This window comes from Mesorhizobium shangrilense (genome assembly GCF_028826155.1).
GTDB lineage: Bacteria > Pseudomonadota > Alphaproteobacteria > Rhizobiales > Rhizobiaceae > Arvimicrobium > Arvimicrobium flavum.
Genome location: NZ_JAQGPN010000001.1, coordinates 2,853,918 through 2,867,419 on the forward strand (window position 1 = coordinate 2,853,918; position 13,502 = coordinate 2,867,419).

The 13,502-nt window shown below is 65.2% G+C and carries 13 protein-coding genes; 9 read left to right on the forward strand and 4 right to left on the reverse strand.

Features of this window, described 5'->3' with window-relative positions; genetic code table 11:
• Positions 1–14 precede the first annotated feature (14 nt).
• The gene (locus PD284_RS13755; RefSeq protein WP_274628754.1) at positions 15–518 is read right to left on the reverse strand and encodes a SixA phosphatase family protein; all 504 of its coding nucleotides are present in this window, start codon (positions 516–518) and stop codon (positions 15–17) included.
• 258 nt (positions 519–776) lie between these two features.
• On the opposite strand from PD284_RS13755, the gene dksA reads away from it, so the two are divergent.
• Positions 777–1,193, forward strand: a complete 417-nt coding sequence (gene dksA, locus PD284_RS13760; RefSeq protein ID WP_274628755.1) for an RNA polymerase-binding protein DksA — start codon at positions 777–779, stop codon at positions 1,191–1,193.
• Positions 1,194–1,280: 87 nt separating this feature from the next.
• Here the strand turns inward: dksA and PD284_RS13765 are convergent, their stop codons facing one another.
• Positions 1,281–2,006, reverse strand: coding sequence for a flagellar biosynthetic protein FliO (locus tag PD284_RS13765; RefSeq protein ID WP_274628756.1), 726 nt, complete (start codon positions 2,004–2,006; stop codon positions 1,281–1,283).
• A 185-nt stretch (positions 2,007–2,191) separates the two neighbouring features.
• On the opposite strand from PD284_RS13765, the gene cckA reads away from it, so the two are divergent.
• The 4 genes from cckA to PD284_RS13785 all read left to right on the forward strand — a co-directional run bounded on the left by cckA (position 2,192) and on the right by PD284_RS13785 (position 6,797).
• The gene (gene cckA / locus PD284_RS13770; RefSeq protein ID WP_274628757.1) at positions 2,192–4,780 is read left to right on the forward strand and encodes a cell cycle histidine kinase CckA; all 2,589 of its coding nucleotides are present in this window, start codon (positions 2,192–2,194) and stop codon (positions 4,778–4,780) included.
• A 101-nt stretch (positions 4,781–4,881) separates the two neighbouring features.
• Positions 4,882–5,616, forward strand: coding sequence for a DeoD-type purine-nucleoside phosphorylase (locus tag PD284_RS13775; protein ID WP_274628758.1), 735 nt, complete (start codon positions 4,882–4,884; stop codon positions 5,614–5,616).
• Between the two features lie 186 nt (positions 5,617–5,802).
• Positions 5,803–5,979, forward strand: coding sequence for a hypothetical protein (locus PD284_RS13780; protein ID WP_274628759.1), 177 nt, complete (start codon positions 5,803–5,805; stop codon positions 5,977–5,979).
• 161 nt (positions 5,980–6,140) lie between these two features.
• Complete coding sequence (locus tag PD284_RS13785) at positions 6,141–6,797, forward strand: YiaD family glycine zipper/OmpA-like lipoprotein (protein WP_411956269.1); 657 nt, start codon at positions 6,141–6,143, stop codon at positions 6,795–6,797.
• Between the two features lie 64 nt (positions 6,798–6,861).
• Here PD284_RS13785 and PD284_RS13790 read toward each other — a convergent pair whose 3' ends face one another.
• Complete coding sequence (locus tag PD284_RS13790) at positions 6,862–7,779, reverse strand: pseudouridine-5'-phosphate glycosidase (RefSeq protein ID WP_274628761.1); 918 nt, start codon at positions 7,777–7,779, stop codon at positions 6,862–6,864.
• A complete protein-coding gene (locus PD284_RS13795; protein ID WP_274628762.1) occupies positions 7,776–8,759 on the reverse strand; it encodes a carbohydrate kinase family protein in 984 nt (327 codons plus the stop codon). The genes PD284_RS13790 and PD284_RS13795 overlap by 4 nt, the downstream gene beginning before the upstream one ends.
• A 185-nt stretch (positions 8,760–8,944) precedes the next feature.
• On the opposite strand from PD284_RS13795, the gene PD284_RS13800 reads away from it, so the two are divergent.
• The 4 genes from PD284_RS13800 to PD284_RS13815 are packed head-to-tail and all read left to right on the forward strand — an operon-like array spanning position 8,945 to position 13,453.
• A complete protein-coding gene (locus PD284_RS13800) occupies positions 8,945–10,576 on the forward strand; it encodes a N,N-dimethylformamidase beta subunit family domain-containing protein (RefSeq protein ID WP_274628763.1) in 1,632 nt (543 codons plus the stop codon).
• A gap of 13 nt (positions 10,577–10,589) precedes the next feature.
• Positions 10,590–11,927 (forward strand): aminotransferase family protein, encoded by a 1,338-nt coding sequence (locus PD284_RS13805; protein WP_274628764.1) that lies wholly within the window; start codon positions 10,590–10,592, stop codon positions 11,925–11,927.
• 3 nt (positions 11,928–11,930) lie between these two features.
• Positions 11,931–12,437: a GNAT family N-acetyltransferase gene (locus tag PD284_RS13810; RefSeq protein ID WP_274628765.1), complete on the forward strand. Its 507-nt coding sequence runs from the start codon at positions 11,931–11,933 to the stop codon at positions 12,435–12,437.
• On the forward strand, positions 12,434–13,453 hold the full coding sequence (locus PD284_RS13815) for a histone deacetylase family protein (RefSeq protein ID WP_274628766.1): 1,020 nt from the start codon (positions 12,434–12,436) through the stop codon (positions 13,451–13,453). Before PD284_RS13810 ends, PD284_RS13815 begins: the two co-directional genes overlap by 4 nt.
• The last annotated feature ends 49 nt before the right edge of the window (positions 13,454–13,502 follow it).

Genomic DNA, 13,502 nt, shown 5'->3' on the forward strand with positions numbered 1-13,502 from the left:
GCGGCCGGAGCCGCTCAATCCGCCTCGGGCGTCAAGAACGCTTCGAGGAATCCCTGTCCGGGGGCGGCGGCGGCCAGCGATCCCTGAAAGCGCACTGCAGCCAGTCCCGAGGTCGGAAAGCCGCCGTGAAGGGCATGCCGGGCCGTCTCATCCCCGTCTCCGGAGAGCGCCATGCCAAGGTCTTCCATCATCGGGTTGTGTCCGACGACCAGTACTGCCGGGGCGTCATCGGCGGTGCGAATGGTTTCGAGATAGCCGCCCGCGTCGGTGCTGTAGAGCGTGGGCGTGTAGATCGCGTCGCGGATATCGATGTAGGGCGCGGCGCATTCCAGCGTCTCCCTCGCCCGGGCGGCGCTGGAGCAGAAGATCACGTTCGGCCGGTAGCCGTTGCGCTTCATGGCGGCCCCGATCGCGGCGGCGTCCCTGCGGCCCGTTTCGTCGAGCGGCCGGTCGAAATCGCGCATGCCGGGCAGCGCCCAACCCGATTTGGCGTGTCTCAGAAGCAACAACAAGCTCATTCGGCGGAACCTTCGGTGCCCGGGGCGGCGCAGCGTGCATGATGTATCCGTCCGACGGGTGTCGCGCAACTGGCGGGAGTTAGCTTGATTGTTCTAGTTGGCCGATAGTCTTTTCAATAGTTTAAGTGTTTATGTGTCAGAACAATCACGAAATGCGGCGTTCGTTGACAATCCGCTGATCGCCCATCGATAAATCTTGTCTGGGAAACGGCCGACGAATATATAGGCGCAAAAACCAGCGGTCGTGGGGTGAGTCGAATGAGTGCGCTCGTTGAAACCGATTATGTTCCCTCGGAGGATGAGCCGTTCATGAACGAGCGGCAGAAGTCCTACTTCAGGACCAAGCTGGTCGCTTGGAAGAACGACATTCTGCGCGAAGCCCGCGAAACCCTCGAAATCCTCCAGCAAGAAAACGCCAACCACCCCGACCTCGCCGACAGGGCATCATCAGAGACAGACCGCGCCATCGAGCTCCGGGCGCGCGACCGCCAGCGCAAGCTCATCGCCAAGATCGACGCCGCGCTGCATCGGATCGATGAAGGCACTTACGGATACTGTGAGGAGACCGGTGAGCCGATTTCGCTGAAGCGCCTCGATGCGCGGCCGATCGCGACGCTGTCGATCGAAGCGCAGGAACGCCATGAGCGCCGCGAGAAGGTGTATCGCGAGGACTGAGGCGTGGTCGCCGCGTGGCCTCGGATCATCCGGGGCTGCGGTTTTCTGCATATTTGCATCGACAGGCCGCCATGCCTTGAGGCGTGGCTATTTCCTGCCGCCTGACAGTTCGCCGAGGAGCCGCGTCATCTCATCCTCCAGTGACGCGTCTGGCCGTCCGCCCGACTTGGCCCTTTCATTGTCGAGAGACACCTCCAACTCCTGAAGCAGCGTCTCGTCGATGTCTTCTTCCTTGGGCGGCGGCGGTGGCGTGGGAGACTGCGGCCGTGCGGGCGCAGGGGCCACTGGCGCGACCGTGCTCACCGGGATCGGGCGGGCAGCGAGCGGCTTGTTCTCCGGACCTGCTTCCTGTGGGCGCGGAGATGGCGGCGCAGGGCGAGCCTGCGGAGCGGGCGAAGCGGGACGCAGCGGCGCGGCCGGAATTGCGGCTGGGCGCTGTCCCAGCGTCTCGGGAGGGCGCGGCCGCGCCGGCTGGTGATTCGCAGCTTCAGTAACGCCCGGGCGTCGGGCCGGCGCGTTCAGCCGGATGTTCTGTTCGACGACGATGTCGTTCGAGCCGCCGATCAGGAGCAGGTGTTCCACGTCGTCGCGCCTTACGAGCACGAGCCGCCGGTGGCTGTCGACAGCCGTGGCGTCCATTACCGCCAGGCGGGTCTTGCGGTTGCGCCCGCCCGCCACGAAAGTACCGGATGAGGCCCGCCGCACAATCCTTACGGCGACCAGAACAACAACCAGGGCGACTAGCGCCGCGAATGTCCAAAGGAGCGCGGGGACATATTGCGGCCCCGCGATGTTCTCCAACCAAGCCAGCATTTTTGCGCACCCCTGCAATGGCTGCCGAGACTAGACTGTAGACTCGCGCGTCTGCAAGTTGCCAATATCGGGGCGCGTATCAAGAAGTTTTCCTGTTGTTTTCCCAAAGGGCACTTTCCGGGCTCTTTGGAATATGATTCAAGCACGCTGCGAACCGGGGCAACCGCGACGCCAGGCAGGGGGCGATGGCCAAAGAGAATCGTAGCGATTTCAATCCACTCCCGATAGTCGACGACGTGATGCGACCGGGCGCGGTGACTCGGCTCATCATTTTCATCATTGTCCTGATCGGCGGCGCCTTCATCTTCGGGATCTTCCGCGACCGCTTCGGCAATCCGTTCCTGCTGGGGCTGCTGGGCGTTCTTGCCATGATCGGCGTCGGCTACCTGTTCGCCACCGCCATCGGCTTCGTGCAGATCGCCCCGAGATCGGGGGGCGACGAACTGTCAAAGGCGTTCGTGGATTCCATGCAGCAGGGTCTCCTGGTGACCGATGCCCGGGGAAGGATCATCTACGCCAACCGCGCCTACGGGGACATGACCGGCGCGACATCCGCAGCCGACCTGAGAACGCTGGAGGGATTGCTGTCCGATCTCCCGGAAGCCTCGGGCATCGTCTATCGCTTGAGCCGGGGGCTGAAGGACGGGCAGGGCGGGGATGGCGAGTTCCGTCTTCTGCAATCGATCAGGCCCGGCGAGGCGGCCGGCGCGCATTGGTACCGCATTCGCGCACGCAGCTTCACGGCGCCCAGCCACCGTCAGCCGCTGCAGGCCTGGCAGCTTGCCGACATCTCGAGTGAGCGCGCCGAGCAGGAGCGCTTTTTCCTGGACCTGCAGAAGGCGATCGACCACCTCGATCATGCGCCTGCCGGCTTCTTCTCGGCGGATCAGGACGGCCGCGTCACCTATGTGAACGCGACGCTTGCCGAATGGCTGGGCATCGACCTGGCCAGCTTCACCCCCGGCTCCATCGCGCTTGACGATATCGTCGCGGGCGATGGCATGGCGCTGGTGCGCTCGGTCAAGGCCGATCCGGGCACCACGCGCAATGCCGTCATTGACCTGGACCTGGCGACGTCCAAGGGCGCCGCGCTGCCTGTCCGCTTCATGCACCGCATCACAGCCAGCCGAGAAGGGCAGCAAGGCCCCACACGGACCATCGTGCTCAACCGGGCCGAGGGCGAGGACGTCTCGGCCGAACTGCGCGCATCCGAGGTCCGCTTCACGCGGTTCTTCAACTCGACCCCCATGGCGATTGCGGGGATCGACCAGCAGGGGCGCATCCTCCGCACCAATGCGCCGTTCGTGTCGCTCTTCTCCAGCGTGGTCGATCGCGATGCAGTCGATCGCCGCGTGCGCTTCGATACGGTGATCCATGAGCGCGACCGAGCGGCCTTCGCCAATGCCGTGGAGAAGGCCGTGCAACGTCAGGCTGATATCCCGCCGATCGACACGGTGCTGCCGGACAACGAAGAGCGGCATGTCCGCTTCTATGTAAACGCGATCGCAGAAGGCGCCGGCGATGACGGCGCCGAGGAGGCGGCGATCGTCTATGCGGTGGAGACCACCGAGCAGAAGGCGCTCGAAAGTCAGATGGCCCAGAGCCAGAAGATGCAGGCTGTCGGTCAGCTCGCCGGCGGCATCGCGCACGACTTCAACAACGTGCTGACGGCCATCATCATGGCGTCCGACCTGCTGCTGACCAGTCACCGGCCATCGGATCCGTCATTCCCGGACATCATGAACATCAAGCAGAACGCCAACCGCGCTGCCTCGCTGGTGCGGCAGCTGCTGGCTTTCTCGCGGCGCCAGACGCTTCGTCCGGAAGTCCTCAACCTGACCGATGTCCTGGCCGACCTGCGCATGCTTCTGGCGCGGCTGGTGGGCAACGATATCAGCCTGAAGATCGACCACGGGCGGGACCTTTGGCCGATCAAGGCCGACATCGGCCAATTCGAACAGGTGGTCGTGAACCTTGCTGTCAATGCGCGCGATGCGATGCCAGGCGGGGGCGATCTCACCGTGCGCACGCGCAATCTGACAGCCGAGGAATGCGCGCGCTACGGGTATCGCGAGTTGATTGCGGCCGACTATGTGCTTGTGGAGGTGGGCGATACCGGCACGGGCATCGCCCCGGACGTGCTCAAGAAGATCTTCGAGCCCTTCTTCACGACCAAGGAGGTCGGCAAGGGCACGGGCCTTGGCCTGTCCATGGTCTACGGCATCGTCAAGCAGACGGGCGGCTTCATCTTCTGCGATTCCGAAGTCGGCAAGGGCACGACCTTCCAGATATTCCTGCCTCGCCATGTGCCCGAGGCAAAACCCGTCGTGGAGGCGGGGGCGCAGCCGGCGACAGATGTGGCGCCGGCGCCGGCGAAGGCGCCGGACCAGAACAAGGATCTCTCGGGCTCCGCTGTCGTGCTGCTGGTCGAGGACGAGGACGCCGTGCGCATGGGAGGCATGCGGGCGCTCACCTCGCGCGGATACAAGGTGCACGAGGCGTCGTCCGGCGTCGAGGCCCTGGAGGTTTTCCACGAACTCGAAGGCAAGGTCGACATCGTCGTGTCCGACGTCGTGATGCCGGAGATGGACGGGCCGACCCTGCTCGGCGAGCTGCGGAAACTGCAGCCGGACATCAAGTTCATCTTCGTGTCCGGCTATGCCGAGGATGCGTTCGCGAAAAACCTTCCGGCGGACCAGAAATTCGGGTTCCTGCCCAAGCCATTCTCGCTGAAGCAACTGGCGACGGTGGTGAAGGACGTGCTGGAGAGCTGAGCCCCGTCTTCCACCGGCGCTGCCCGCCGGACATGCTGATCCGGGTTCGCGTACGACGTCTTTTATGACATAGTGTGCGGGGTGGGGTTGGGGATCTGCCGATGACGCCGCATCTGGAAGCCGCCGCAGGCGACTATGCCGATGCAGTGCTATTGCCCGGAGATCCCGACCGGGCGGTGTGGATCGCCAAGACCATGCTGGACAGTCCGCGCTGCGTGAATCGTGTCCGGGGCGCGCTCGGCTTTACCGGCACCTATCGCGGCGTGCGCGTCAGCCTGCAGGCCACCGGCATGGGCCAGGGGTCCTTCGCGATCTATGTCAACGAGTTGGTCAAGTTCTATGGCGTGAAGACCGTGCTGCGCATCGGCAGCTGCGGCAGCCTGACGCCCGAGGTGAAACTGCGCGAACTCGTGGCCGCCGAGGCGACGGTGAGCGATGTCGAAAGCGGCGGCTCGAGCTTCGGGACGTTCGAGAGCGCCAAGCGACCATCTGTCGAACTGCTGGACAAGGCCCGGGCGCGGGCGCGTGATCTCGGCCTCGTCCTGCATGTGGGGCCGACGGGCGCAAGCGACCATTTCTATCATCCGCTGGGCATGGCACGGTTGGCGGGGCTGATGGCTGACCGCGCGATCGCCATCGACATGGAAACCCATGCCCTCTATGCGCTCGCCGAACGGCTCGGCATTCGCGCCATCTCGCTCTGCACGGTCGTGGACAGTCTGGTGACGCACGAGGAGATCGACAATTCCGAGCGGCAGGCAGTGTTCGGGCCGATGGCGCGGCTGGCGCTGGAGATCGTCGCAGCCTCCCGCCTTGAGCAGGGGCACCCGCAGTGAGTTGCGGCCCCGTACCCGCAGTCTGCAAGCGATGCTAAAATTGCGTCCGTGAGTCGGCTTGAGAGTTTGGGGGGAGCCGCGAAAAATCGACCTTGAATGCGCAAGCTTGGCGCAGGCGTCGCGGACTAGAAGGAGTGCGGTAACAGTCAGTTCATATGCGTTGGCTGGTTGGGGCAGAGGGGACCAATGCAGGACAACATCGAGGATTGCGCCAAGAGGCGCCTGACGGAGCGCGTGGATCTGGAGACTGCGATCTCAATCCTTCGCGCGCGAGGCTACGACGTCGAGGAGATGCTGACCGAGATGGTGCGGCTCTTCTATGTCGATCTCGACGAATTCAATGAATTGGTCCGGGCCGCCTAGGCGCGGCTGCTGGTCGTCCGCTCGATTTGCGATGAAGATGCGCCTTGCGCTGGCCGGGCGTGATCCAGTCTGGGCTCGGCAAATCGTTCCCCGTTTCGCCGCAATTCGCCTTACAAGGCGAAGCGAGGTTGGCGAGTCGTCGCGGCCCGCAATTGAGAGGGATATTGATGAAGACCAAGATCGTCGCTGCCGCGGCAGCACTCGCATTTCTCGCGGCATGCACGACCGACCCCTATACCGGCCAGCAGAAGATCGCCAACACCACCGGCGGCGCGGCCATCGGCGCCGGCATCGGTGCGCTTGCAGGCATGGCGCTGGGCGGCGGCAACGATCGGCGCAATGCGCTGATCGGCGCGGGTATCGGTGCGCTGGCGGGCGGCGCCGTCGGCAACTACATGGATCGGCAGGAATCGGAGCTGCGCGCCCAGTTGCAGGGCACCGGCGTCAGCGTTACGCGCGCCGGCGACCGGATCATTCTCAACATGCCCTCCAACATCACCTTCGCGACGGATCAGGATGCCGTGAAGTCGAGCTTCTACCCGACGCTCAACTCGGTCGGGCTGGTGCTGAAGAAGTTCAACCAGACGATGGTCGACGTCTACGGCCACACCGATTCGACGGGTAACGACCAGTACAACTACGATCTGTCCGAACGTCGCGCCATGTCGGTCGCCAACTACTTCTACGGCCAGGGCATCGACGGCCGGCGCTTCGTCGTCCGGGGCCTCGGCGAAACGCAGCCGATCGCATCCAACTCGACCGAAGCCGGCAAGGCACAGAACCGGCGCGTGGAAATCCAGCTTTCACCGCTGTCATAGGCTCATCTGCGGAGGCGGCGCGTGCCTGACCGGCGCGGCCGCCTTTCGACTTGGTGAAGCCGGATCAGATGTCGCGCGCGATCCTCGCGGCTAGCCGCGCATTGTTCTCCACCAGGGCGATATTCGTCTTGAGGCTAGCGCCGCCGGTGATTTCGAGGAGCTTGGCGAGCAGGAAGGGCGTGACCTCCTTGCCACTGATCTTGCCATCGAACGCAGCCTGCTGCGCCTCGGCGATGTGAGCAGCCATGGTTTCGGCCGGGATCTCGTCGGCGGCTGGGACAGGATTGGCGACCAGCATGCCGCCGCCGAGACCCAGCGCATGGCGGGTCGCAAAGAAGCGCGCAATTGCCGCCGGTTCATCGAGCCTGAGCGGCGCGGTGAACGGGGATTGCCGCGACCAGAAGGCCGGCACGACGTCGGAACCAAACACCACGACCGGCACGCCGCGCGTCTCCAGCACTTCCAGCGTCTTCTCGATGTCGAGAATGGCCTTGGCGCCGGCCGACACCACGATGACGGGCGTTCGGGCCAGTTCGTCGAGGTCGGCGGAGATGTCGAAGCTGGTTTCCGCGCCTTTGTGGACGCCGCCGATGCCGCCGGTGGCGAAGACGCGGATGCCGGCGAGCGCCGCCGCGATCATCGTCGCGGCGACCGTGGTGCCGCCGGTGCGGCCTTCCGAGACCGCGAAGGCGAGGTCGGCGCGCGATAGCTTCATTGCGCCGGTCGTCCGGGCGAGCGCTTCGCGTTCGGCTTCGGGAAGGCCGATCTTCAGCCTGCCGTCCACCACGGCGATGGTGGCAGGGGTCGCGCCTTCCTCGGCGATGATGGCCTCGACCCTCGCGGCCATCGCGGCGTTGTCCGGGTAAGGCATTCCATGCGTGATGATCGTGCTCTCAAGCGCGACGACCGGTTTGCCGGCGGAAAGCGCTGCCGCGACAGGTGCATCCAGGTCCATGAACTGCCGTGCGCTTTCGGGATTCATCGAAATGCTCCGCTTGTTGCGCCGCTCATTGCCACCTCGATGGGCTCGGGCACCAGCGCAAGCGCGCCCGAAAACTCCTCCGGCGTGAAATCCGGCACGGCCGATGCGGTCTCGACGGCGAGCATCGCGGCTGCCACGCCTTCGCGAACGGCCCTGACGAAGGGCGCGCCTCGCAGGAGCGCGGCGACCGTCGCGCCGGCAATAGCGTCGCCCGCGCCGGTGACGTCGACGATGCGGCGCGGCGGCGGCGGCGTGAAGGTCCAGAACCTGCCTTCATCGAAGGCGATCGCCGCATCGCCGCCGTGGGTGATGACGGCGCGAACAATGCCGCGCGCGGCCAGCGCCTGTACGATCGACTGCGGATCGGCATGAAGGGGCAGCGCGGCGAGGGCCGCCGCTTCGCGGCGGTTCATGAAAAGGCAGGACAGCGAGGGAAGCATCCCGGCCAGCCGCACGGCCTTGGCCGGGGAGATGGCGATGGCGTAGACGGGCCGTCCGTTCGCACAGGCGACGAGCCGCGCCAGCGCGGGTTCCGGCAGGTTGGCGTCGGTCAGGATTGCGTCATGTCGGGCAATGGCCTCGCGGACCTTGGAACGTCGCATCTGCTTGGGGAAGGCGAGTTCGTAGAGGCCCATGTCGGCAAGCGCGGCGACGACGTCGCCCGTGCGGTCGAGCAGCGCGGTGTAGCTGGGCGTCGACCGGTCGAGGAAGATCGCGGAGGCGTCTTCGATGCCTTCATGCGCTATCGCGTCGGCCACCAAAGCGCCCGGCCCGTCGCCGCCGCGAACGGACATCAGTGTCGCAGTGACGCCACGCCGGACCGCGATGCGCAACGCGTTGAAGGCGCCGCCGCCGATTTCCTCGCGCATCGTCCCGGGGATCGATGCGCCAGGCACGAAATCGGCGGCCATCTGGCCGCGCCGGTCGATGTGGGCGCCGCCGACGGCGAAGATTTTCTGGCGTTGGCTGGGTGAGTTCATGATCGGGATGTCGTTGGCAGGCGACCATAGGCGGGCCGCATGCAGGGTGCAATCGGTCGTCCGCGCGGGCAGGTCTTGAGCCAGCGCGGGTGCTCCCGACGTGCCATCCCAGGAAAGCTATGGCGCAGCCCGGGCAAAGGGTGCTTATGTCGCGCCGCCATGAGGAGAGGGGAAGACGGCTCAGAATGCGTCCGACGGAGTTTCCTGATTTCGGCCTGACCGAGGCCGAGCGACATGAGGCCGTGTTCGGCCACTATTTCGAATCGCCAGGCATGGACGGGGAGCGCGGCGAGATCTGGTGCTACACGGATCGCTTTTCCTATCGACCGGGCGACAAGGCGGAGTTCAAGGTCAGTTCGACCGCCCCGCGATTCGACATCGAGATCGTGCGGGACGGCGGCGTCGAGATGCCGGCCTTTTCCCAGCATGGAATCGCTGCCCACTGGCAGGAGACGCCGGAGCAATGCTCGGTCGAAGGATGCGGCTGGGAAACCACCTTCGACCTGACAATCCCCGACGAATGGCCGTCCGGCGCCTATCGGGCGACGTTGACGGCGGAAGGCCGGGATGGAAAGCCCATTCACAGCCACCATCTTTTCATCGTCTGCCCGAAACGGGCGAAGGCGGGGCGTATCCTCCAGATCGCGGCGACTGGCACCTGGACGGCCTACAATACCTGGGGAGGCTCGAATCATTATCAGGGGATCACCGGACCGAACCGCGACCAGTTCGCGACGAGGGTGAGCACCCAGCGGCCCTGGTGCCGCGGCTTTGCCGTGCTGCCTCCCGATGCGCCGCGGGTGCCGCTGGAGATCGCATTGCCGCCGATGACGGAACCCCGCTATCCGCATATGGAATGGGCCTACGCCACCGGCCACTCGAAGAAATACACCTCGGCCGGCTGGGCGAGCTACGATTCCCATTTCTTCAAATGGGCGGAACGGTCCGGCTACGGAGTTGACCTCATCAGCCAGCACGAGCTGCATTTCTCGCCGGACATCCTCGATGGATACGACTGCATCGTGTGCGTCGGCCATGACGAATACTGGACCTGGGAGATGCGCGACACCGTCGACGCCTATCTGGAGAAGGGCGGACATGCGGCGCGCTTCGCCGGCAATTTCCTGTGGCAGACGCGGCTCGAGGACGGGGGGAGGCAGCAGGTCTGCTACAAGTACCGCGCGCGCAAGGAAGACCCGGTCTACGCGTCAGGCGACACCAGCCGCGCCACCAACGCCTGGGAGGCGCCCGAGGTCGGGCGGCCCGGCGCCACGACCTTCGGGCTCAGCGCGATGGCGGGCGTCTATGCCGGATGGGGGGGCTGCCTGCCGCGCGGCGTCCGCGGCTTTCCGATCTACCGGCCGGAGCATTGGGCGTTCAAGGGCTCTGGCCTCTACTACGGCGACGTGCTGGGCGACGAGAGCCACATCTTCGGCTACGAGGTCGACGGCCTCGATCACGTTATCTGCAACGGCCTGCCTGAGCCGACAGGCAAGGACGCCGCCCCTGCCGGCGTGCAGATCCTTGCGGTCGGCCTTGCAAGCCAGGTCGAGGAGAACGCCGACATTCCCCCGGGCTTCCTCAACGACGAGGATGGCCGCTTCACCGCCGCGACGCTCTATGGCGAGGCGAGCGACGAGAACCTCGAAAAGGTGAAGCGCGGCAACGGCATGATCGTCAATTTTTCCAAGGGGAAAGGCGAAGTCTTTCATGCGGGAACCTGCGAATGGGTCGCGGGCCTGCTGCGCAAGGACGCCATGGTGGAGAAGGTGACACGCAACGTGCTGGACAGGTATCTGGGGAGCTCGAATTCCTGATGAGCAACCGCGCATGACGAACCAAAACCTCTTCTACTACACGCGCCTGCCGCGACCGATGGTCGATCGGGCCGAGGGAATCTACCTCTGGGACAAGACCGGCAAGCGCTTCATCGACGGGTCGAGCGGAGCGGTGAACGTCAATATCGGCCACGGCAACCGCAACGTCATCGACGCCATGAAGCGGCAGATGGACAAGGTCTGCTTCGCCTACACCATCCATTTCGAGACCGAGCCGGCGGTGGAACTGGCGCGCGATCTGGCACGGCGCATGCCCGGCATGGACAGGATCTACTTCGTCTCGGGCGGCTCGGAGGCGGTGGAGGCAGCGCTGAAACTGGCGCGGCAGTGGGCCGTTGCGACCGGCCAGTCCGAGCGTTGGAAGGTGATCGGGCGGATGCCCTCCTACCACGGCATTACCATCGGTGCGCTGGGCGTGACCGGCGACCATGTGCTGACTGACGCCTTCGACGCGATCGGACGCGGCATGCCGCTGGTCCCGGCGCCGATGACGCATCGCGACCGGGACAACCTCTCCGATGAGGAGCGTGGACTGCGCTATGCCGACATGCTTGAGGAAAAGATCCTTGAGGAGGGGCCGGAGAGCGTGCTCGCCTTCATCATGGAGCCGATCGGCGGCGCTGCGACCGCGGCACTGGTTGCGCCGGACAGCTACTATCGGCGTGTCCGCGAGATCTGCGACCGCCACGGCATCCTGCTGATCCATGATGAGGTGATGAGCGGGGCCGGGCGGACCGGCAAATTCCTCGGCGGTGAGCATTGGAACTGCCGCCCCGACATCGTCATCCTGTCAAAGGGCTTGAGTTCCGGCTACCAGCCGCTCGGCGCCATCGCTGCGCCGGAGCGCATCGTCGGGCCGATCATCGCCATGGGGGGCTTCCTGCACGGCCATACCTATGCCGGCAACCCCGTGGCCTGCGCCGCCGGTCTGGCGGTGCTGTCGGAGACCGACCGGCTGGGCCTTGTCGAACGGGCTGCGGTCATGGGCGAGGCGCTGAAGAGCGAATTGGAGCAACTCGGAAAGCGCTTCCCCTTCGTCGCCGACATACGCGGCAAAGGTCTTCTGCTGGGCGCGGAAATCTACGCTGATCCGGTAGCGAAGCGGCCGCTTCCTCCCGAAGCTTTTGCGAACACCCGTTTGCTCGACCTTGCCTTCGAGCGCGGCCTGATCATCTACTCGCGCCGGGTGAAGGGGGGAGCGTTCGGAGACAACTTCATGGTCTGCCCGCCCCTCATCGTCTCGCGCGAGCAGATCGGCGAGATCGTTTCGATCCTCGGCGATTCGCTGCAGCAGCTTGCGCGGGAATTGGATCTCCCGGTGGATGGTTGACCGATGAAACCGTCTGCAGACGTTACGATCCGGTTCGCGGAAGCCGGCGATGTGGATGAGATCCACCGCGGGCTTCTCACGCTGGCGACGCATGTCGGCGACGTCCGCAAGATCAAGAGCACCCCGGCGGACCTTTTGGCGCACGGATTTGGCGATGACAGGGCATTCGAATGCCTGCTCGCCGAATCTGGTGGAGAAATTGCAGGCATGTGCCTGTTTTTCCGGAGTTTTTCGACGTGGTTCGGCCGTCCGGGACTGTATGTCCAGGATCTGGTCGTGGATGACGCGCACCGCGGCAGGGGAATCGGCGAGAAGTTGATGCGGCGCGCCGCGGCAATCGCCAAATCGCGTGGCTGGATCTACATCCGCCTGGCCGTCGACCACGAGAACCATACCGCCATGGCGTTCTACGAACGCCTTGGCTTCATTCACCGCTACGACGATCTGATCTATGGCCTCTACGGCGAGGCGTTCGATGCGCTGGCGCGGGAAGAGGGAGAGACGCGGTGAAGGCCTATTACGCGATCGAACAGAAGCGCCACGATCCGAAGGCGTTTTTGTCGAGCGGCGCGCCGCAGCCCAATCCTGAGCAGCCGGAGCGGGCGGAGCGGCTGCTCGCCGGCGCAAGGGCTGCAGGCTGCGAGATCGAGCGCCCGGCCAACTACGGCCTGGGACCCATTGCGGCTGTTCACACCCCGGAATACCTAGCCTTCCTGGAGCACATTTTTACCCGGTGGCGTCGCATCGAGGGGGCGTCGGAAGAGGTGATTCCCAACATCCATCCGCTCGCACGCACCGGCTCCTATCCTGCGTCGGCGGTGGGGCAGGCGGGCTATCATATGGCGGATACGGCCTGCCCGATCTCTGCCGAGACCTTCGACAGCACCTGCTGGAGCGCATGGAGCGCCGTGGCGGCGGCAGAACATGTGATGTCTGGCGCGCCCGCCGCCTATGCGCTCTGCCGCCCGCCGGGCCATCACGCCTTCGCCGATGTTGCCGGCGGCTTCTGCTTCCTCAACAACTCGGCGATCGCCGCACAGCATTTGCGCCGGTCCGCGGCGCGGGTGGCGATCCTCGATGTCGACCTGCATCACGGCAACGGCACGCAGGGCATCTTCTATGCCCGGCCGGACGTACTGACCGTGTCGCTGCACGCCGATCCGGTGCGATTCTATCCGTTCTTCTGGGGGCACGCAGACGAGCGTGGCGAGGGACCCGGGCTCGGCTACAACCTCAATCTGCCGCTGCCGCGCAAATCGGGTGACGAGGCGTTCCTGGGGGCGCTGGCGTCCGCCTTCCAACGGATGAGGGCTTTTGCGCCCGATGCGCTGGTCGTCGCCCTGGGGCTGGACGCCTTCGAGGGCGATCCGTTGGGCGGATTATCGGTATCGACCCCCGGCTTCTCGCGCATCGGCGAGGCCATTGCAGGTCTGGGACTGCCGACGGTCGTCGTCCAGGAGGGGGGCTATCTCTGCGATGCGCTGGGCGACAACCTGACCGCCTTCCTGACGGGGTTCGAAGGATGATTGCGTAGTCTGCGATTCGCGCCAGCGGAGCCCGACGATCCCACGCTGC

Bases quoted from the DNA above. Each gene is read 5' to 3' on its own strand.
- PD284_RS13755 (WP_274628754.1), bottom strand. From the start codon at position 518: ATGAGCTTGTTGTTGCTTCTGAGACACGCCAAATCGGGTTGGGCGCTG.
- dksA (WP_274628755.1), top strand. From the start codon at position 777: ATGAGTGCGCTCGTTGAAACCGATTATGTTCCCTCGGAGGATGAGCCG.
- PD284_RS13765 (WP_274628756.1), bottom strand. From the start codon at position 2,006: ATGCTGGCTTGGTTGGAGAACATCGCGGGGCCGCAATATGTCCCCGCG.
- cckA (WP_274628757.1), top strand. From the start codon at position 2,192: ATGGCCAAAGAGAATCGTAGCGATTTCAATCCACTCCCGATAGTCGAC.
- PD284_RS13775 (WP_274628758.1), top strand. From the start codon at position 4,882: ATGACGCCGCATCTGGAAGCCGCCGCAGGCGACTATGCCGATGCAGTG.
- PD284_RS13780 (WP_274628759.1), top strand. From the start codon at position 5,803: ATGCAGGACAACATCGAGGATTGCGCCAAGAGGCGCCTGACGGAGCGC.
- PD284_RS13790 (WP_274628761.1), bottom strand. From the start codon at position 7,779: ATGAATCCCGAAAGCGCACGGCAGTTCATGGACCTGGATGCACCTGTC.
- PD284_RS13795 (WP_274628762.1), bottom strand. From the start codon at position 8,759: ATGAACTCACCCAGCCAACGCCAGAAAATCTTCGCCGTCGGCGGCGCC.
- PD284_RS13800 (WP_274628763.1), top strand. From the start codon at position 8,945: ATGCGTCCGACGGAGTTTCCTGATTTCGGCCTGACCGAGGCCGAGCGA.
- PD284_RS13805 (WP_274628764.1), top strand. From the start codon at position 10,590: ATGACGAACCAAAACCTCTTCTACTACACGCGCCTGCCGCGACCGATG.
- PD284_RS13810 (WP_274628765.1), top strand. From the start codon at position 11,931: ATGAAACCGTCTGCAGACGTTACGATCCGGTTCGCGGAAGCCGGCGAT.